Here is a 19582-nt window from a genome sequence, read left to right as displayed (position 1 = left end):
TCACAGCTCCCGGACCGCGAGCAGCGGTCTCACGCGGTCGTAGCGGAGCACGGGGCCGTCCTTGCAGACGAAGCTCGGCCCGAGCTGGCAGCGGCCGCAGATCCCCACCGCGCACTTCATGTTCCGCTCGAGCGAGGCGTGGACGCGCTCGCCGGGGACGCCGCGGCGCTCGAGCTCGCGCGCCGTGAAGCGCATCATCACCTCCGGCCCGCAGACGAACGCGACCGCGCGGCCTGGATCGAAGTCGGCGAGGCGCAGGAGGGCCGGCACGACCCCGACGTGCCCGCGCCACCCGGGGCCCGCGCGGTCCACGGTCACGAGCACCTGCAGGTCGGTGCGACGGCTCCAGCGCTCGAGCTCCCTGCGGTAGAGCAGGTCCTCGGGCCCGCGGGCGCCGTAGAGCAGCGCGACGCGGCCATAGGCGGCCCGGTGCCGGAGGATGTGGCAGAGCGCCGGCCGCAGCGGCGCCATCCCGAGCCCGCCGGCGAGGAGCAGCACGTCCGCGTCGCGCGCCTCGTCGACGGGCCACGGATTGCCGAACGGGCCGCGCAGCCCGAGCGCCATGCCCGAGCGGAGGCGGCCGAGCGCGCGCGTGACCGAGCCCGCCTCGCGGATCGTGTGCAGGAGCCGATCGGGCCGCGCGGGATCCCCGCTGATCGAGATCGCGACCTCGCCGACCCCGAAGGCGTAGAGCATGTTGAACTGGCCGGGCGCGAAGACGAGGCCACCCGGGCGGCCCGGCAGGTCGATCGTCGCCGTGAAGGTCGTCTCCGTCTCGCGGTGGACGCGCCGCACGCGCGCCGGCTCCGGCGCCCAGGGGTTCGGCGCCCTCAGGCGACCCGCAGCCCCAGGCGGCGAGCCGGGGTTCGGCATCGCGGCGTCCGGAGCGAAGGGCAGCGGGATGTCCCGCGGCACGAAGGTCATGGCTCGGCCCCGTAGACATCGAGCCGCTGCAGCCGCACGCGCTCCAGCCGCGCGTAGAGCTGCCGCAGGAGGCGCAGGGACACGGCGTACCCGAGCGCGGGATCGGCGTCCGAGCACGCCCGCAGGTGCGCTGCGTCGAGCCCGATCGAGCGGACCGGCGTGACCGCCCGCGCGTCGAGCACCCATCGTCGCGGCGGGAAGAGCCAGTGCAGGCCCAGGATGTCCCCGCCCGCCAGGCTCTCGACCTGCACCGCGTCGCGGCCGGGGCGGTGGATCTCGAGCGTCACGCGCCCCTGCGCGAGCAGGTAGAGCGCGTCCGCCTCGCCTCCCTCCCGGAGGAGGAACGCCCCCTCCGGGAAGCTCCGCGCAAATGCGCCCTCGGCCAGGCGCGCGAGGTGCGCGGCCGGGAGCCCGTCCAGGAACGGATGGGCTCCGAGAAGGGGGACGAGCTCCTCGGCCTTCATCGGCGCCTATCCCTTCCCGGCGGCGACGGCGCCGTCTCCGGCCCGGATGGCGGCCGCCTCTTCGGTGATGTCGATCCCGACGGGGCACCACGTGATGCACCGGCCGCAGCCGACGCAGCCGGACGTGCCGAACTGATCGATCCACGTGGCCAGCTTGTGCGTGAGCCATTGCCTGTAGCGGGCCCGGAGCGAGGCGCGGACGCTGCCGCCGTGCAGGTACGAGTGGTCGAGGGAGAAGCACGAGTCCCAGCGCCGGAAGCGCTCGGCCGTCTCGCCGGAGTCCCGACCCATGTCCCGGCCCTCGTCGACCGGGAGGTCCGTCGCGTCCTCGATCGTGCTGCAGAAGCACGTCGGGCACGCGAGCGTGCAGCTCGTGCATCCGAGGCAACGCTCGGCCACGTCGTCCCAGCGGGGGTGCTCGAGGTTTCGATAGAGGAGCTCCTTGATGCCGTCCGTCTCGAGCTTCCTGCCCATCTGGCTCGCCGTGCGGCGCGAGACCTCGGAGGCCGCGCGGGCGTCGTCCTCGCCCGCGCGGGGCGCGCCCACGCGCGCGAGCAAGGAAGCGCCGGCGTCGCTGCCCACCTCGACGAAGAAGCGGTGGCCACCGTCGAGGAGCTCGGTCAGCGCGAGGTCGAAGCCACGCTCGGCGCGCGGCCCCGCCCGCATCGACGCACAGAAACACGTCCCGCCGGCCTGCCCGCACTGCACCGCGATCACGAAGAGGCCCCTGCGGCGCGCCACATAGTCGGGATCCGGATGCGGGCCGTCGACGAAGACGCGGTCCTGGACGTCGATCGCCGCGAGATCACACGCCCGCGCGCCGAGGACGGCGAGGCGCGGAGGGGCCTCGGCCTCGTCGGTCCGGGAGATGGCTCCGCCGCGCCGCCTGAGCTGCACCAGGCGCAGCCGGGGGACGAACAGGAGGTGCTTGAGCGACCGCGGCCCGACCGCGTAGCCGAACAGCGCCTCGTCCGCGCGCCTGGCGAGCCGGTAGCGGCCGGCCTCCTGCTGCTCGGTCCAGCCGGCAGGGAGCTCCTCCGCGCCCTGGATCTCGTCGTACACGATGGCCCCGCCGCGGAGCGTGGGACCGATGAGGCGGTACCCGTCCTCGCGCAGGCCCTGGAGGAGCGCGGCGATCCCCGGCCGGCCGAGCACGGCGCGATCGCCAGGATGAAAGCCGGTCTCTGCGCCGCTCATGCGGGGCCGGTGAGCACGGTCCGTGCCGCTGGGTTCGAGCAGCAGACGACCAACACTCGCACCGCGGCGGGTCCGCTTGTTGCTCCGACGCACGCACGGGCGATCGAGCGTCCGCCGGCGCATCAGCGCCGAGCGGAGGCATCCAGATCTCGATGAGGAGACACGGTGACCGCGCACGTCCTCTGGTTCGATTCATTGTCTCGCGCGGATGTCGCGTCCGCCGGCGGAAAGGGCAGCAACCTCGGGGAGCTCACGCGCGCCGGCCTGCCCGTGCCTCCGGGCTTCGTCATCAGCGCGGACGCGTACCTCGCGGCGATGGACGCCGCGGGCGTGCGAAAGCAGCTCGTCGCGCTCTTCACCGAGGCCGATCCGAGCGACCCGGCCGCGCTGCGCGCGACCTGCGCCGCGCTGCAGCGCCTCGTCCGGGCCGCGCCGCTCCCGGCAGAGATCCAGGCGGAGATCGTCGATGCCTACCGGAGGCTGGGGCTCGACACCATCGTGGCCGTCCGGTCGTCCGCCACCTCGGAGGACTCGGCATCGACCTCGTTCGCCGGCATGCACGAGACGTACACCAACGTGACCGGCGATCAAGCGTTGCTGGATCGCGTGCGCGACTGCTGGGCCTCCGCCTTCGGCGAGCGCGTGGTCAGCTATCGGAAATCCCAGCGCCTGACGGAGGAGCCCGCCCTGGCGGTCGTCGTGCAGCGCATGGTGAGCTCCGAGCGCTCCGGCGTCATCTTCACCGCGGATCCCGCCACGAAGGACACGTCACGCCTCGTCATCGAGGCGGCGTTCGGGCTCGGCGAGGTCGTGGTGGGCGGGCAGGTCGAGCCGGACACGTACACGGTCGCGAAGCGCGGGCCGCAGCTGCTGGAGGCGCGCGTCGGCCACAAGGCGTTCAAGCTGGTGCGCGCGCCGGACGGCGGAGAGCTGCGCGTGGATCTGCCGGAGGACGAGGGCGCGCGGCGCGTGCTCAAGGACGACGAGGTGCTCGAGCTCGCGCGCCTCGCGCTGCAGGTCGAAGGGCATTACGACGCTCCCCAGGACATCGAGTGGGCTGTCGAGGGCGGGGCGACGTACCTGGTGCAGACCCGCCCGATCACCACGCTGGGCGCGCCGCACCCCGCCCCCGGAGAGCTCCTTGTCTCGGGGCTCGGCGCGTCCCCGGGCACGGCGTCCGGGACGGTGCGCGTGCTCCGCTCGCCGGAGGAGGGGCAACGGCTGAAGGCCGGGGAGGTCCTCGTGGCGCCCATGACGTCGCCCGACTGGGTGCCCGCCATCCGGCGCGCGGCGGCCCTCGTCACGGACAGCGGCGGGATGACCTGCCACGCCGCGATCGTCAGCCGCGAGCTCCGCATCCCCTGTGTCGTGGGCACGCGCGCCGCCACGCGGACCCTGCGGGACGGCGAGATCGTCACCGTCGACGGCGCGCACGGCAAGGTCCTCGAAGGGGCCCGGCCCGCCGCGGAGGCGCCCTGGGCCGCTCCGGACGGGGCGCCCGCGGGTGCGGGAGCCGGGGCCGCCGCGAAGGCCGAGGCGCCGGCCGAGCGCGTGCCGGCCGCCGCCGGCTCGCGCGCGGCTTCGCCGGCGGTGCTCGGCACGCGGCTCTACGTGAACCTGGCGATCGCCGAGCGCGCCGAGGAGGTGGCCGCGTTGCCCGTCGACGGCGTGGGGCTGCTCCGGGCCGAGTTCATGCTGCTCGACGCGCTCGGCGGCGTGCATCCGAAGGCCCTGATCGCGTCCGGCGGCCGCGACGAGTTCCTCCAGAAGATGTCGGCCTCGCTGCTCCGCATCACCCGCGCCTTCCAGCCCCGTCCGGTCATCTACCGGACCTACGATTTCCGCACCAACGAGTTCCGCGGGCTCAAGGGGGGTGAGCAATTCGAGCCCGCCGAGGAGAACCCGATGATCGGATACCGCGGCTGCTACCGGTACGTCCGCGAGCCGGAGCTGTTCGCGCTCGAGCTCGAGGTGCTCGCCCGCGTGCGCGAGGAGACGCCGAACCTGCATGTCATGATCCCGTTCGTCCGCACGCGCTGGGAGCTCGCGGCCTGCCTGGAGCTCGTCGATCGGAGCCCGCTCGGCCGCCAGCGCGGGCTGCACCGATGGGTCATGGCGGAGGTGCCCTCCGTCGCGTTCTGGATCCCGGAGTACGCGCGCATGGGCATCGACGGCGTCTCGATCGGCTCGAACGATCTGACCCAGCTCATGCTCGGGGTGGACCGCGACTCCGCGGTGTGCGCCGAGCTGTTCGACGAGTCCGACGCGGCGGTGCTCGACGCCATCGGGCGGATCATCCAGGCGTGCAGGGCGGCCGGGATCACCTCGTCGCTCTGCGGCCAGGCGCCGTCGAACCGCCCCGAGTTCGCCGAGCACCTCGTGCGGCTCGGCATCACCTCGATCTCGGTGAACCCGGACGCCGAGCCCGCGGCGCGCCAGGTCATCGCGGCGGCCGAGCGGCGGCTCTTGCTCGACGCGGCGCGGCGGCCGTGACGGCGGCGACGAGCCCTGCTCGCTACCCGCCGGCTCATCGGTTCTCGTTGCATCGGGGCTCGCCTCCGGGAGGTCCAGGTTCCGCGCGGCACGTCTCGCGCGTTTGCGCCCGAGATCGGTGATGCCTGCGCACGCCCGGGCCCGCGCCCCGACAGCATGAGATGCCGTCGCTGCCACCGCGTCGCCGACGACTGCGAGGACCACGGCGACGGCTCGCGATGTCTAGGTGGCGCCGAGCGATGACAGGAGCGCTGGCTGCGGTCCGGCGGCGCAGGGGGATCTCGGGGCCGTCGCCGCGCGCGGCGCTGGATGTCCCGGGAATTCCGGTGCCCTGCCCTCCGTATGCTTCACCGGATGAACGAGGGGCGTCTCCTACGAAGTCACCTTGAATTCTAAGGGCCGGCTTCCTGCGCGCTCTCAGGCGGCTGTCCCGACGGGCTCGCGGTCGTCGGCAGGGCGCCGGTTCGCAAGATCTCTACTTGCCGCCATCTCGCCTCCATCGCCGAGCGCTCGTACTGCTCCGCAAGCACCTCGAGATCTCGCGCCCTTCCCCTCGGGATGGCGCTTGCCTCTCTCACCGGGGCCCGCCCGACGCTGAGCAAACCTGCGAAGTCATCCCGCTGCTTGCCTTCCAGGGCGCGCAGCAGCGTCTGGTCCCTCTTCGTCCGAGCTTCAAGCGTGCGAGCCTCGAGCTCCAAGGCTGCCGCGAACTCGGAGGACGCGCGTAGCTCACGCCCGACCCGCGCGTCCCGCTCCTCGGTGATCGCTTCCTTGCGCAGCTGAAGGAAGATACGCTGGCAGAACGGCTGCGTGTTCTTGCCCAGCAACGAGGGCATCTCCTCGCGCCGCCCGTCGTACTCTCCCATCGATGTGTCGATGGCATCCATGCAAGGCTCGACCTGAGGGCTCACCGGTACACCGGCGAAAAACGCCTTCCAGATGGACCTCGTGATAGGCAGCGAAGCGTAAGGATCCGTACCGCGCAGCGGCAAGGGTTGCATCTGCCCCTCGGCTGGTACGGGCTCCTTTGCCGGGACCGCGAAGGGGATCCGGCGGCTCTCCCCTGTGCGCAGATCGATGAAGCCTGCAGCGAGCGCGACCACCTTCTCCCCGACGAATATCGGGGCGCCGCTGTCACCGCCGTAGATGATCTGGCCCGTGTGGTTCGGATCGTCGAGCTCGACGACGGGGAGGCGATCTCCGCCCGCGATCCAGGGAGGGAACGAGCCCAGCGCGCGCAGCGTGATCTGCGGCCCCATGAGGCTGCCTTTCACGACGCGAGATGTCGACCTCCGGCTGTAGCCGATCAGGGAGACGTCGACCTTGTCCCTCCTCCTGCTGGGGAATGCGTAGCCGCTGTCCCACACCGCGGCGTCGGCGAAGGCACTCCAGTACGTCGTGTCGAGGAGGAGGAAGGCCACGTCGTGCTCGAAGCGCGCGAACGCCTTCTTCACAGGCACGTAGCGATCGTATCTCTCCAGGTAGACGTAGACGTTCGTCTCCCCGGCGAGCACGTGCGCGCACGTCGCCACGATGGGCGGGTCCTTGCTCACCACGACGCCGCTGCCGAAGTCGGCATAGTCGACTGGCTGACCGACGGTCACGCGTACCACGAGGTCCTCGGGTCCAGCGGACGCGGCGGACGGCCATGCACAGGCGGTGAGCGCTGCTGTGACGAGAGCGAGCCGATTCATTGAACGGCCTCCAGCATCTTGGCGAGGAGACTGGCATCTACGTTGAGACCCACGAAGAGAGGAGCGCCCTCCGCCGACCACCGACGATCGACGGGCACCTCGCCACTCGGGAAGCGGTCCCCCTCGACGTAGCCGCCGGCGAGCGAGGGGACGGTCTGAAAGTGGACGCCCCCGGTCACGCCGAACCCTGGCCACGGCTCGACGAGCAGCCCCAGATACAGGTGCTCGAGCGGCTCGGCCAGCGAGATGCCGAGCGAGAGGCCAAACCACTCGGATATGCGCCGCTCGCGCCGCGTGTCCACGAGCACGGGGCGGAACGTGATGAACGGAACTGGCGGAGAGAGCCCGATGCGGTGCTGGTCCCGCACGACGACCGGCGTGTTCTCGCCCTTGACGGACGCTGCTCGGAACTCGACCTCGCTACTGAAGTCGTAGATCAGTCCCAGCCCTACCGTGAAGCGGTGCAGGGCCAGCGTCTTCACCTGGATATCCTTGCTGCTCACCTCGTTCTTGAGCCGCACGACCGCCTTAATCCCGCCGTCCGCACTGCATTCCTTCGCGATACGCAGCCGGTGCATTGGCTCCTGCCCGGGGAGCCCCTTGGCGTCCGCTTCTGCTACGCCAGGCAGCTTGCCCAGGCCTCCGACGCGGACCGGGGCGGCGCCGTTGCACTCCGTCACGCGAAGCTCCTCGATGGGCTTCGCCGGGTCGGAGGGCACGACCACGAGGACGACCGTATCATCCTCATCGATCAGAGGCACCGGCTCGACCGGTATCACGTCCGAGAAGAAGAGCACGTACACATCGTCGCCGCGATCGGCGATGTGGTGCCGTTGCTGGTTCCACTCGCTGAAGGGCTTGTGGGGGGAGCTCTGATCGACGCTTCTGGGCGACAGGCCAGCGGCCCTGAGTCCGGCGTCATACGCCTGGCACCAGCGCAACTGGTCACCGGCCGCGACCCCGGCGCAAGGATCGCTCCCCCCCTGGGCCGAAGCCTCGGGCTTCACGTCTGGCTCCGGAAGAGCAGGAGCGGGAGCCTTGAGCAACGTCGCCACGGGCTTGAGCCAGCTCGCGGCGCCGGTCGAAGCCTCCTTCCATGGCGTGCCGTCCGCGCCGGCGACGACGACAACGAGGTTGCCTGCGGCCGGGTCGAGAGGTGGAACGTCGAAGCACTGCGCTCCTGGTACACGGGTCGGCGTGTCAGCCCCGCACTGGCGGGGGGTGATGGACGTTGTATTGACGCGTATGCTCAGCGGTGGGTCGTCAGGCAGAACCACCGTGCCGAACAGTCGACTGGCACGGTCGCAGAGCAATGGCTGGACCATGAATGAGCTCGTCTTCGGGTCGATGTCCTTGATGTCGAGCAGCTGACACGCTGGCTGCGCTGCGCCCTGTGCCTCCCCCTTCACCATCAAGGTGATCCCCAGGCCGGCCGCAAGCGAGATGCCCAGCTTCAGGAGACGTAACGCTGAGCGTATTCGCCGGACCATTCCATCCAATCCCAGTGCACCCATTCTCAACCTCCGCCCCCGCCGTCCTCTGCACCGCCCCCGCCACCGGCCCCCCCCGCGCCGGCGCTGCTGCCACCGGCCCCCCCCGCGCCAGCGCTGCTGCCACCGGCCCCCCCCGCGCCGGCGCTGCTGCCGCCGGCCCCCCCCGCGCCGGCGCCGCCCCCGCCGCTTGCCGATCCACCGCCGTCCTCAGGCGTCCCGCTGCGGTCGATCCGCGCCGCTGCCATGGCGAGGAGCTGACTCTTTGCGGGCTCGCATTCTGAAGTGTCTTCGTCGTGTGCGTACACTGTCGCCACGAGCTGAACGTCCCTGTCTCCCGCCGGAACATTCACCAGAAAGCCCGCTTGCCGCAGGTTGCGCTGCTCGGCCGGCGCGAGCAGCGCAACGTCCGGCAATGTCAGATCGGCGTTCTCCGGCGTCGCCGCCCCGCCGCCCATCCCGCCGGGACCCCCGCCTCCAGATCCCTCGGCCGGTGGCGCCCCACCGCCGCCTGTGTCCGCACCCCCTCCACCGGCGTCGCTCCCGCCGTCCGCTCCGCCGCTGCCGCCTCCAGCGCTGCCATCGGAGGCCGTCCTGCACAGCACCGGACCAGGCAGCGCGTCGGCCTCCGCGCCGCTTGCGCGCACATACGCGATCACATGGGTCTTCGCGTCCGTCGGCAGCTCCAGCTCGACGAGCACGAACACCGGGCCCCCCACCTCGTCGATCTTCGAGATCTCGGGGATGAGGCGCACCGACGTACGGGGGACGGAGTAGACCGGCAACGGTCCTTCGCAGGACGCGGTCAACGCTGCGACCGCGGCTGCAGCGAGCGCCGAGGGGCCGATTCTCATCCTCTCCCACCGAGAGTTCCACCGAGAGAGCAGCTCTCGTTTCATCTATCTCCTCGAGAGCGCATACGAACCCCCCCCAGGGTCCTTCGTTGCGCGAACGTCATTGATTGATACCCAGAACATGCGCTTTCACGGACACGGCGCGTACCAGGAGTCGCACCTCAACACAACACCACTCGCCCGCCGCGCACCGCAGGTCGCCGGAGGCTCGCGCCGAGCGCAGAGCGGCGCCGTATCGCGGAACGCTGGCGGCACGGAGTGGATGAATGGCTGACTTCCCCTGAAAGCACCTGCATCCAGCCCTGAGCACAAGCCGTGCCGCGTCCGCCATGCGCGCCTGACGCGGCAAGGGAGGGCTCTGGTCCGCAAAGCCAGCCGCGCCGCGTGGACAGGCTGGACGCCGGGCGGAGAGCTCGTGCGCCACGAATGGCGTACCGCGCCACGCGTGGCGCGCCGGAGGAGGCGCCCTGATCGGCGGGGTGGCCGCCTCGCTCGACAGTGTATGCTCCGGGCCGCCGGCGTGGGCGGCGTGGCTCCTCATCGTGCCTTGGAGCAGCGCCGGGCGGATTTTCGTGACGCGCAGCCGCGCCCCGCGCAAAGTGAGCACTGGAGGATCGATGAAGAAGGCAAAGGTCGTGATCGCTGGCGGCGGGCTCGCGGGTCTGGCCGCCGGCTGGACCCTGCTTCACAACGCGCGCGGGCAGCTCGACGTGATGATCGTCGAGCGCGGTCACGTGCTCGGCGGCAAGGCCTCGTCGATGCGACACACGGCGGGCGGCAGCAGCTATGACGTCGAGCACGGCCTGCACGTGGTATTCGACTACCCCAACCTCAAGCGGCTGCTCGCGGAGGCCGCGCCTCAGGCGCTCTCCCACCTCAAGAAGAGCGAGCGCGGCGCGAACGTGGTCACCCGGGCAGGCAGGCTCGCGACGCTGAGGCCGCTGCCCCTGCCTTCGCCGCTCCATCTGCTCGGCGGCGCCGGTGTCCTCCCCGCGCATGAGGCGCTGGCGCTCGCGCGCCTCTTCCTCGCAGCCTTGATGTTGCGACCGGAGCGGCTATCCCCGCGAGAGCGACGCAGGCTCGATGAGATGTCGTTCGGGCAGTTCGCAAAGTCACTGGGCATCTCCGATTCGACCCGAACATCGACTCTCTTCCGGATGGGCGAGCACGCGATGTTCAACCTGGCCTACGACCCGTCCGCGCTGGCGATGCTGCAGGCGCTGCGGCTCACGCAGCAGAACCGCACGGCACAGGAGGTGAACTACCTCGATGGGCCCTCCGGCGAGGTGCTGGTCGCCCCCCTCGCGCGTGCCTTCGAGCAGGCAGGCGGCCGTATTCTTCGCTTCCACCCGGTCCGGCGCATCACGCGTAACGGGGCGCGGGTGACCGGCCTCCATCTGGAGGCGCCGCCGGGATCGCCTCATGGCAACGAGGCGAGCCACGAGGGCTCCTACCACCTCAGCTACTACAACAGCACCGTCACGCCTCAGCCCGAGGCAGGGGAGCCGCTCACCGGCGACTACTACATCGCCGCATTGCCGCCGAAGGCGCTACGCCTCGCGCTCGACGACGAGCTGCTCACGACGCCGTTCTTCGCATCGTTCGACCGCCTCGTGGCGCAGCCAACGATGGGGTACCAGATCTATTATGATCGTGTCGTCACCCCCCCGGATCTACAAGATATGGTGATCGCGCTGCCCGGGCCCTTCGCCACGCTCATCGACAGGGCGCACGTTTGGAGCGCGCCCGACGGCCCGGGCTCGGTGCTGGAGCTCGTCGGAGAGGAGGAACTCTGGAGCAACGAGTCCGACCAGGAGGTGCTCGAGACGGCCGAGCGTGCCATCGAGAGGGTGTTCCCGGAAGCAAGGCGAGAGCGCATCGTGGCGCGGTGGTTCCACCGAACGAGGCACGACGACTACTTCATCACGACCTGCGGATCCGACGCGGAGCGGCCGACCGTCGCGACGCCCCTCTCGAACCTGTTTCTCGCCGGCGACTACACCGCGAACAGCTTTGGTGTCGTTGGGATGGAGGGCGCGGTCGTGTCTGGCATCGAGGCGGCCAACTTCGTCTTGCGTGAGATCGGTCATCCGACGCGGCAGGTGACGCCGATGTCCGAGCCGGGGGGGCTCGTGCCCCTGCTGAGGAGCGCCCTCCAGCTGAGCGGGCTGTTCCGCGCCGTGGTCGGGTACCGCGAGCAGATGCAGTGACCACCGCGCGGATCAGGCGATATGGTGCGGACCGGCACCCGGGCACTCGCTGTGAGCCTGCATGATCCAGTAGGCCAGCATGCTCTCGAGGCCGTGGGGGTCGTACTCGAAGAGCTCGCCGATCGACTGTCCGCTGCGGACCACGACGCGCTTCTTGATCGTGACCAGCGATAGCGTTTGCTCCTGTTGATCGACCGGCGCGACGAGGATGCTACCTTCGTTGATAGAGAGAATGCCGCTTCGATCCTCGACCAGCGTATACTCCACCAGGGCGCGTCTCCCGGGGATGCAGGAGTACTTGACGTCGAGCTCGCACTTGAGCGTGGCCGCGCCCAGCCTGACGGGGTGCGTCAGGTTCACCGTCTCGAGCATCCGCGCCCGCCACTCCAGCCCGCTGGTCACCGCGCCATCGAGGAATTCGATGTCCGCGACCTGGCGGATGCAGCTCCTCCAGAACTTCGGGTGCACGACCCACGCGATGCGATCCAGCCGCTTCCGGATGGGCACCTTGGCGTAGGCGCGCTGTTCGGGGCCGTCCGTCTCCAGCACAATATGGTGGCGCCGAAACAGCGGTGTCCACTCGGGGACACCCGCGTCGGTCAGCGCTCGCGCGGCCCTCAGGAGCGCATCGCGTGACTTGGGCTTGTTGGCCAGCTGGTCCACGGCGGCGAGATAGTGGTCGATCGCTCGCGCCTGGTCCGCGGTCACATCGAGCAGCGCCAGCGCTTGTGCGGAGATGGCCGTCGCCTCCTCGTCAGGCATCGCCCACGCCGCGGGGGGCAGGGACCCGAGGCCCGCCGCGGCAGTGAACCGGAGCGCCCCCGTGTGCTGCGCGATGCCGTTCAGCCGGTCGCGAATGTCGGTCGGAGCGGTCCCGAGCTCGCCGCGGCCCTGTGCCGCGTACTCGATGAGCTCGATCCACCTCTCGGCGTCGCCTTTGCTTCGTTCCTGGTTGTCAACCATCGCCTCATTTCCTCCTGCTCTGTCTATGATCCGCGAGCTGCACCCGAACAGCGGCGGGCTGCTCACCAGCGAACGCGCCGCGCGACCACCCGGCGGAACAGGCTGGCCGCGAGCGCCACGGGCGCATGCCCGACGTCGAGGAGATCGCTGACGAATTCCTCGACGCTCCTCGTGATCTGCGCCTCGGCGTCGAGCCGCGCCGCCTGGCTGCCCCGCAAGCGCGCTGCGGTGTACCACGCCAGCGAGCGGAGCTCGCGCACGCGGCGGTCGAGGAAGACGTCCGCGATCTGGCCGTCGAGCAGATCCAGCCAGCCGTAGAGAGAACCGTAGGTGTCCGCGAAGCGCTGCTTCATGTCGGCGACCTGCTGGGACGCGACCTCGTTCACGACCTCGAAGTCCTCCAACTGCTCGCTCGAGCCCGGCGCGGCGCCCACGTCGCAGAGCGCGTGCGGCAGATCGGCCACGATATGCGCGAACATTGTCAGGGCGAGCGCGTCTATCTCGGTGAGCGCTCGCGTCTTGAGCGTGTCGAAGACGAGCGCCCAGTGCCTGGGGGTGTACCGGCCGCGCTCGTACGCGTCGACCGCGCCGAGGTACCGGGCCACGAACGCCTCGGCCAGCGCGGCTACCCAGTCGGGATCGTTCACCTTTTTCACGATTAGGCGCGGCTGCGTGGCGACCTCGATCTCGCGCTGCTGTAGGACGCGTGAGAGCGCGTAGGACATCTGCGCGTAGACGCCGGTGAATACGGCCTTCATGTCACGGCGGCTCCGCTGCTCCTCGGTCAGCCGGTCGAGCTGCTCCGCGATCGCGACGAGCCGCATCTCCGCGTCGCTGACGGAACGTCGCAGGAGCGGGGCGGCGAGCTGGGTCTTGCGGACGGTATATTTGAGCTCGCCCCATGCGGAGCTGTACCGGACGTGAACTTCGTCGGATGTCGGCGCCACCTCATAGACACCCTGCCACGCCGAGCCGAACATCGTGCGCTGATACTCCGCGCGCCTGCCCTCGTCTGTGATCCTCGCGGTTGCCCGGGTGTCCCGGTGGAACAGGAGCGGGATCGGACCGAACTCCTCGCGCATGCGAACAACGACGTTGGTCCCGTCCGGATCAAGCTGGTAGTGGCCACGGAGAGCATAGAGGCGAACCGGCGGCGTGAAGACGAAGGTGTTCGCGGTGACCACCGCCCAGCTCCGAGCCACGCGGCTGCCGGGATAACCCAGGATCGTGGACGTGATCACCTGCTTCTGCGCCAGGCGGCAGGCCAGGTGCAGCGCGACGGCCCAGAGCTGCTCCGGCAGCGGGGCTTCGCGCATGAGCCGCCCGAAGTGCACTATCTTGAAAGAGAAATTCCCCGTCCAGTTACCATGAGCTATCTGAAAGTAATAGATCTCGTTGTCCTGCATGGTGATCCTTCCGGGCATGCTCCTCGCGACGAATGGGGCCCGCTCGATTCCGGTGGTGCCGCTACGGCGAATGCACGCTCCGGGCCGCTGCGGCGTCGTGTGACTCCGGCGAGGCGCCCGCAACTCCGGGTGGAGGCTCTGCGCGGCCCATGGCCTGGAGCAGCTCGTGTGCGGCCCTCGCGTGCAGCGCCTGGCCTGAGGAGCGCTGCGGGAGCACGCGCGCGAGGGCAGCATGCGCAAGCGCTGCGTCGAGGCGCATCCCGAGGGTTGTCGCGGCGTCGAGGCTGCGCCGGTAGGCGTTCACGGCGCGGCGCTCTCGGCCGGCGACCGCGAGGATGCCGCCGCGGCATCGCCAGAGCGCCGGTGCGAGAGCTGGAAAGAGCCGCGTCGCGGATGCCAGGCGAGAGCAGGCCACGGCGGCGGCTCGGAGCGCGGCGCGAACCGTCGGCTCACTGCGCGTCGGCGCCTGCTTTGCCAGGGCGAGGTGCGTCGCGATCACGCCCTCGTATCCGTGTATGATCAAGAAGACCGTTGGGCGTGTCCGGCGCAAGAGCGCGTCAGCAGCCTGTGCTGCCGACGTGGCCGCGTTGAGATCGCCCCCGGCCGTATGCGCGCTCGCGAGCAGGCCCCAGCAGACGATCTCGGAGACCTGATCCGTCAGCGCGTGGAGTAGCCCTTGCGCCTCGCGCAGCAGCTCGATAGCACGCTCGTGCAGGCCGAGCGCGAGCAAGCTACGCGCCATGCTGTACAGACCCCACGCCTCGCTCTGCAGGTTGTGCCGGCGGCGGGCTGACCCGAGCACCTGTGAGCACCACACCGATGAGCTGGAGAGGCGCCCCTGGAAGTAGTCCGGGTGGCTGAGCAGCGTGCAGACGAGCTCGGTATCCTGGGGATCACAGGTCTCCTTGCACAGGGCGAGAGCGGACATGAGCGCGCCGCGCGCCTGGTCCCATCGTCCGACGCCGAGCAAGTAGACCGCCTCCGAGGTCAGCGTGAACATGAGCCCGGGGAGATCGCGTGTCTCATGGCCGATGCGGCGCGCGCGCTCGAAGTAATGTCCCGCGAGCTGCCGTGCCCCGAAGAGGCCGAGCATGAACCCGAGGCCGGAGTAATTACGGGTCGTCTCCACAGCTCCCCCGGCTTGCTCCGCGAGGTTCACGGCGAGCAGGCTGGCGGCGACCATCCGTACCGGATCGCTCGCGAAGAACCCCACCCGGGCGACGGCGCCTGCCGCCTGGGAGGCGTCCGTGAGGATCGCCCGTCGCGCGGGGCGCTCGTAGGCGCGCGCGGGCATGGCGAGGTGACCTAGCTGACGGACGAGCTGCGTCGCGAGCAGCCCGGACCAGCGTAGCCGCGAGCGCGGCGCGACACCGATGAGCAACGCGAGCGCCTTGCAGCCCTGCTCCTCGCACCGCTCGAGCTGGCCGAGGCCGAGGTAAGCCTGAGAGAGACGACGATGCCATGTGCCCGCGCGCTCCGGCGGCATGGGCCTGCCCGGGCCGCAGCTCCGCACCCGGCGGAGCCCGCCGTGCAGCGTCGTCACGGCATCACGGTAAGCACCGGTGCGAAGCAGGTGGTCTGCGTGACGCTCCATGTAGCCGAAGGCCCGCTCGTCGTCGCCCGCGGCGCTCCAATGGTGCGCCAGCAGCGCGCAGGACGAGTGCGCGATCTCGCCTCCGGCTGTGCGCTCCAGCGCCTCCGCTATTCTGCTGTGGAGCTCTTGCCGATCGAACTCCGGAAGCGAAGTGTAGAGGAGCTCCCGGAGCTTGTCGTGCAGGAAGCAGAACTGCCCGGGCAGCGTCTCATCGAGCACCTGCCGCGCGAGCAGCTCGCCCACGGCGTCCATGAAGCTGAGGTCGTCCAGGCGTGACACCTGCGCGAGCATCTCTTCGTCGATCTCGCGGCCGATGACCGACGCGACCGCCGCGAGCGCGCGCGCCTCGCCTGAGAGCAGATCGAGGCGACGCCGCACCAGCTGGCGAAGCGAGCCCGGCAGGGGCAGCTCCTGTTCTGGCGCGTGATCGAGCTGCCAGCTCCCCGTGCCCGTACGCCGGAGCAGCCCCTCGGCCAGAGCTGTGCGCAGGTACTCTCCGACGAAGAACGGATTGCCGTCAGCGTGGCGGTGGAGCAGGTCCGAGAGCAGCTCGGAGCAGCGCTCGATTCCAAGCATCCCGGCGGCCATCTCGGTGACCGCGCCGCGCATGAGCCTGTCGAGGACGACATCGGCGTCGCCGCCGGCGTCGATGAGCTCGCGGAGCGCCTCGCCGACCTCCTCGCTCCGGTAGGTGCCGAGGATCGACACGCGCTCGCCCGCGATGGTGCCCGCGCGCATCGATGCGAGGAAGCGCAACGAGAGCTCGTCCGCCCACTGGAGATCGTCCAGGACGAGTAGCAACGGCGCGTCCTGCGCGAGCGCGCGCAGCGCTGCGTCCAGCGCCTCCAGCAGCCGCGCGCGCGCCTGCTCGGGAGGCAGCGCTGGCGGAGCCGGGTAAGCAGCGTAGCCAGGAACCGAGGAGAGGGCGGGCTCAACGGCCGAGAGGAGCCTGCAGCGCACGCCCAGCAGGCGCGCGGTCTGCTCTGGGCCACCTTCGCGGCAGCGATCGGCGATCACCTGCAGCGCGCTGCGGAACGGGTGCAGCGTCGCCGTCGGGCCAGCGCCGCCGTCGATTGCGAGGGAGGCGCACTCGCCGGTGATGATACGTGCGCCCCTCGCGCGCGCTCGCCGCGCGAGCTCTATCACCAGGCGGGTCTTGCCGATGCCGCATTCGCCGCCGACGAGCGCGAGGCCGCCCTCGCGATCGGCCCGATCCACGAGCCAGCGGTCGATACGCTGCACCGCTGCGTCGCGGCCGACGAACGCGGGTCTGTAGAGGAACGGCCGCGGGGCCACATCCACGGCGGCGTCGCGCGGCGCCACGCCCAGGCGGGCGAGCGCGCACGCGATCTCGTGGGCGTGGCCGATCCGGTGCTCTGGGCGCTTCGCGAGCAGGCGCAGGAGCAGCGTGTCGAGCTCGCGAGGCAGCCTCGTGTTGAGCCGCGACGGTGGCGTGGGCGCCGCCTCGATGTGCTGGCGGCGTACCTCCGCCCAGGTGCCCTCGAACGGCAGCCGCCCCGTCACGAGCTCGTACAGGATGCATCCGAACGCGTACAGATCTGTGCGCGCGTCGCTGTGGTCGCCTCGGAGCTGCTCGGGCGACATGTAAGCGCAGGTGCCTGCCAGGACCGAATCCACCTCGAGCGGCTCGCGGCTCTCCGCCCCGCCGAAGCGCGACGCGAGCGCAAAATCCACGAGCACGGGCGTATCATCCCGGCGCACGATGATGTTTTCAGGCTTGATGTCGCGATGGACGAGCCCCTCTCCGTGCAGGTAAGCGAGCGGCTCGCAGAGGCGGGCCATGAGGCTCAGGCGCGACTCGATCCGGGGACCGAGCGAGCTCATCTGGTGGCCATCGATCGAGGATCGAGGCGATACCCCGCCGGAGTCCGAGGCGGGTGTGGTGGGCTGCTGGCCCCGCTCGGCAGCGCTCTCCTGCGACGCGCTCCTCATCCAGCTACGGAGCGTCGCCCCTTCGACGATCTCCATCGCGTACCACGGACGCGCGTTGTCCACAGCTTCGCCGAGGATGCGCACCACACCTGGGTGGCGGAGCGACGCGAGCGTGCGGACCTCGCGCCGGATGGCGGCGAGCGGGAGCTCCTGGGACACGCGCACCGTCTTCAGGGCGACGAGCGCGCCTGTCTGCCGGTGGCGCGCGCGGTACACGACGCCCATACCGCCCTGGCCGATGAGATCGAGCACGGCGTAGGGGCCCGCTCCCTCGAAGAGGGGCGCCTCGGCGGGCGCCGCAGCGCATGCACGTTCTCCGGACTCCGAGAGCGATTCACGGGAGCTCTCGAAGGCCTCGCGGGGATTCACGTGTTGTGTCGGCATCTAACTCATCCTGCCCCTGGAGCGGAGATGGCTGATCTTTCGGACAAAGGTCCGCAGAGGCATGCCCATGCGCCGCGCCGCCTCGGTCTGGTTGCCGCCTGCGGCGCGCAGCGCGGCCAGGATCACCTCGGCCTCGTAGTCGTTCAGCCGCGTCTTGAGCTCTCCGACGCTCCCGACCTCGGGCGACGCCAGCGCGGGCGCCGGCTCCGTCAGCCCGCCCGACGGCGGCGCGGCGCCGGCGGTGGCGGCCGCGCGGATCCGCTCCGGCAGATCCTGATCGGTGATCTCGTCCGCCCGTGCGATGACCACGGCGCGCTCGATCACATTACGAAGCTCACGGATGTTGCCCGGCCACGCGTAGCCCTGCAGGAGCAGGAGCGCCTCCACGTGCACGGTCCGGATGGAGCGCTCGCTCGCCCTGCTCGCCCTCGCTAGGAAGCGCCGCGCGAGCGGCTCGATCTCATCGACGCGCTCGCGTAGAGGGGGCAGGACCAGCGTCATGACGTTCAGGCGATAGAAGAGGTCGTAGCGGAAGTGCCCCTGCGCGCACATCGCTTCGAGGTCGCGGTGAGTTGCCGCTATCAGGCGGACATCGATATCGATCGCCCTCGTCGATCCGACGCGCGTCACGCTCCGGGCCTCGATCGCCCGCAGGAGCGCGGCCTGCGCGTGCGGCGACAGCTCGCCGATCTCGTCGAGGAGCAGCGTCCCTCCGTTCGCCGTCTCCAGCACGCCCCTCTGCTGCTGGATCGCGCCCGTGAACGCGCCGCGTTCATGCCCGAACAACGTGCTCTCGACGAGTTGCTCCGGGATGGCCGCGCAGTTCACGTAGACCATGCTCTTCGTGCCCCTCGGCCCCCGCTCGTGGATCGCCCGGGCGAGGACCTCCTTTCCGGTCCCCGTCTCCCCGAGGATGAGCACGGGGATGCTCGCGGCGGCGAGGCGGGGGACCTGCTCGAATATCGCTTGTGTGGACCGGCCGACGATCGGTTTGCTCTCAGCCTCGAACGGATCTAGCCTTGCGCCGACAGCCCAGGTACCCGCGTGAGCGTGGTGGACCGCGTGCTCGGCCACGGCGCTCTGCGCCGCGCTGCGGCACACGTCGAGCAGGCGCTCCGGTGTCGACGCGGCGTGCGGGAACATCGCGGTACCGACGAGGAGGCGGTGACCGCCGTCGCCGTGATCTCGGGCGATGCTCTCTGCCACCTCGGCTGCTTGAGCGGGGCTCGCCTCAGGCAGCAGGATCTCCAGCATATCGGAGCTGTACAGCCCGATACGGTCCACCGGCCTCAGCCGCGCGCGGACACGCGCACACCAGCGGTTCACATGTAGCGCAGGCTTCTCGGCAGCGCGGACCATCATCAGGGCCAGGGTGCGGCCAAAGTGCCTTGCTCGCGCGATCTCCTGCTCGAGGGCGAGCCGGAACGCTTCGTGGCTCTCGATCCCGAGGGCCCCCACGCTCGGGGCCGGGCTGCGCTGGATCGAGGCGAGGACGCTCCCGAACAGGAGCTCGTCGCCGGGGCGCAGCTCCGCCCGCCGCACACGCTCTCCCTTCACCCACGTACCGTTCGTCGAGCCGAGGTCGTCGACCATCACGCCGCCGCCGGTCAGCGTGATCCTGGCATGCTCGCGTGACAGGCTACAATCCGCGACGAGCGCTGTGGATGGAGCTTCGCGTCCGAGCACGACGGGGTGCTCCTCGTGCAGCACAATCGCCTCGGCGCCGCGCCGGTGATACACGAGCAGGACCCACGAGCTTTTATCCAGCGCAGGGTCACCCAGCGGCGGCCCGGGCCCGTCCGGTATCGGCTCCGTCGGCTGCGAACGAGCGTCAGGCGTCTCGGGCGGGCTCATCCTGGATGACCGCGCAGTTTACCGGAGATCGGGTCGCAGCGGCGATCTTCTCACGCCAACCCGTGAAGCATCGTCTCCTCGGGGCGATGGGGCGCGCACCCG

General features: G+C 70.5%; 12 protein-coding genes. 2 read left to right on the top strand and 10 right to left on the bottom strand.

Annotation, left to right across the window (positions count from 1 at the left end):
• Genes WME95_RS25555 through WME95_RS25545 form a run of 3 tightly spaced genes read right to left on the bottom strand, consistent with a single transcriptional unit; the run spans position 1 to position 2585 of the window.
• Positions 1 to 924: an FAD/NAD(P)-binding protein gene (locus tag WME95_RS25555; RefSeq protein WP_437902001.1), complete on the bottom strand. Its 924-nt coding sequence runs from the start codon at positions 922 to 924 to the stop codon at positions 1 to 3.
• Positions 921 to 1388, bottom strand: coding sequence for a cyclic nucleotide-binding domain-containing protein (locus tag WME95_RS25550; protein WP_437902000.1), 468 nt, complete (start codon positions 1386 to 1388; stop codon positions 921 to 923). Before WME95_RS25550 ends, WME95_RS25555 begins: the two co-directional genes overlap by 4 nt.
• 6 nt (positions 1389 to 1394) lie before the next feature.
• Entirely contained in the window at positions 1395 to 2585 is a 1191-nt protein-coding gene (locus WME95_RS25545) for a 4Fe-4S dicluster domain-containing protein (RefSeq protein WP_437901999.1), read from the bottom strand.
• Positions 2586 to 2750: 165 nt separating this feature from the next.
• Between WME95_RS25545 and ppsA the strand changes: the two genes are divergently transcribed.
• Positions 2751 to 5078: a phosphoenolpyruvate synthase gene (ppsA, locus tag WME95_RS25540; RefSeq protein ID WP_437901997.1), complete on the top strand. Its 2328-nt coding sequence runs from the start codon at positions 2751 to 2753 to the stop codon at positions 5076 to 5078.
• A gap of 392 nt (positions 5079 to 5470) precedes the next feature.
• On the opposite strand, the gene WME95_RS25535 is transcribed toward ppsA, so the two are convergent.
• From WME95_RS25535 to WME95_RS25525, 3 genes are all read right to left on the bottom strand, one after another.
• A complete protein-coding gene (locus tag WME95_RS25535) occupies positions 5471 to 6682 on the bottom strand; it encodes a trypsin-like peptidase domain-containing protein (protein WP_437901996.1) in 1212 nt (403 codons plus the stop codon).
• Between the two features lie 86 nt (positions 6683 to 6768).
• Positions 6769 to 8286: a hypothetical protein gene (locus tag WME95_RS25530; protein ID WP_437901995.1), complete on the bottom strand. Its 1518-nt coding sequence runs from the start codon at positions 8284 to 8286 to the stop codon at positions 6769 to 6771.
• Between the two features lie 2 nt (positions 8287 to 8288).
• Positions 8289 to 9116, bottom strand: a complete 828-nt coding sequence (locus tag WME95_RS25525; protein ID WP_437901994.1) for a hypothetical protein — start codon at positions 9114 to 9116, stop codon at positions 8289 to 8291.
• A gap of 617 nt (positions 9117 to 9733) precedes the next feature.
• Between WME95_RS25525 and WME95_RS25520 the strand changes: the two genes are divergently transcribed.
• Positions 9734 to 11326, top strand: a complete 1593-nt coding sequence (locus WME95_RS25520; RefSeq protein ID WP_437901992.1) for an FAD-dependent oxidoreductase — start codon at positions 9734 to 9736, stop codon at positions 11324 to 11326.
• Between the two features lie 12 nt (positions 11327 to 11338).
• Here WME95_RS25520 and WME95_RS25515 read toward each other — a convergent pair whose 3' ends face one another.
• From WME95_RS25515 to WME95_RS25500, 4 genes are all read right to left on the bottom strand, one after another.
• A complete protein-coding gene (locus tag WME95_RS25515) occupies positions 11339 to 12289 on the bottom strand; it encodes a hypothetical protein (RefSeq protein WP_437901991.1) in 951 nt (316 codons plus the stop codon).
• 62 nt (positions 12290 to 12351) lie between these two features.
• A complete protein-coding gene (locus WME95_RS25510; protein WP_437901990.1) occupies positions 12352 to 13695 on the bottom strand; it encodes a DUF5995 family protein in 1344 nt (447 codons plus the stop codon).
• 61 nt (positions 13696 to 13756) lie between these two features.
• Positions 13757 to 17626 carry a serine/threonine-protein kinase gene (locus tag WME95_RS25505; protein WP_437901988.1) on the bottom strand — a complete coding sequence of 1290 codons (3870 nt, stop codon included), beginning with the start codon at positions 17624 to 17626 and terminating at the stop codon, positions 13757 to 13759.
• Entirely contained in the window at positions 17627 to 19480 is a 1854-nt protein-coding gene (locus WME95_RS25500; protein WP_437901987.1) for a sigma 54-interacting transcriptional regulator, read from the bottom strand.
• Positions 19481 to 19582: the final 102 nt, after the last annotated feature.

Origin of the sequence: Sorangium sp. So ce327, assembly GCF_051530205.1 — a bacterium.
Classification (GTDB): domain Bacteria; phylum Myxococcota_A; class Polyangia; order Polyangiales; family Polyangiaceae; genus Sorangium; species Sorangium cellulosum_B.
The sequence above is the reverse complement of the archived record's forward strand: the minus strand, read 5'-3'. Positions and strand labels throughout refer to the sequence as shown.

Coding starts and splice junctions, on each gene's coding strand:
- WME95_RS25530 (WP_437901995.1), bottom strand. CDS start 8,286: ATGGGTGCACTGGGATTGGATGGAATGGTCCGGCGAATACGCTCAGCG.
- WME95_RS25520 (WP_437901992.1), top strand. CDS start 9,734: ATGAAGAAGGCAAAGGTCGTGATCGCTGGCGGCGGGCTCGCGGGTCTG.
- WME95_RS25550 (WP_437902000.1), bottom strand. CDS start 1,388: ATGAAGGCCGAGGAGCTCGTCCCCCTTCTCGGAGCCCATCCGTTCCTG.
- WME95_RS25545 (WP_437901999.1), bottom strand. CDS start 2,585: ATGAGCGGCGCAGAGACCGGCTTTCATCCTGGCGATCGCGCCGTGCTC.
- WME95_RS25525 (WP_437901994.1), bottom strand. CDS start 9,116: ATGAGAATCGGCCCCTCGGCGCTCGCTGCAGCCGCGGTCGCAGCGTTG.
- WME95_RS25500 (WP_437901987.1), bottom strand. CDS start 19,480: ATGAGCCCGCCCGAGACGCCTGACGCTCGTTCGCAGCCGACGGAGCCG.
- WME95_RS25505 (WP_437901988.1), bottom strand. CDS start 17,626: ATGCCGACACAACACGTGAATCCCCGCGAGGCCTTCGAGAGCTCCCGT.
- WME95_RS25555 (WP_437902001.1), bottom strand. CDS start 924: ATGACCTTCGTGCCGCGGGACATCCCGCTGCCCTTCGCTCCGGACGCC.
- WME95_RS25510 (WP_437901990.1), bottom strand. CDS start 13,695: ATGCAGGACAACGAGATCTATTACTTTCAGATAGCTCATGGTAACTGG.
- WME95_RS25515 (WP_437901991.1), bottom strand. CDS start 12,289: ATGGTTGACAACCAGGAACGAAGCAAAGGCGACGCCGAGAGGTGGATC.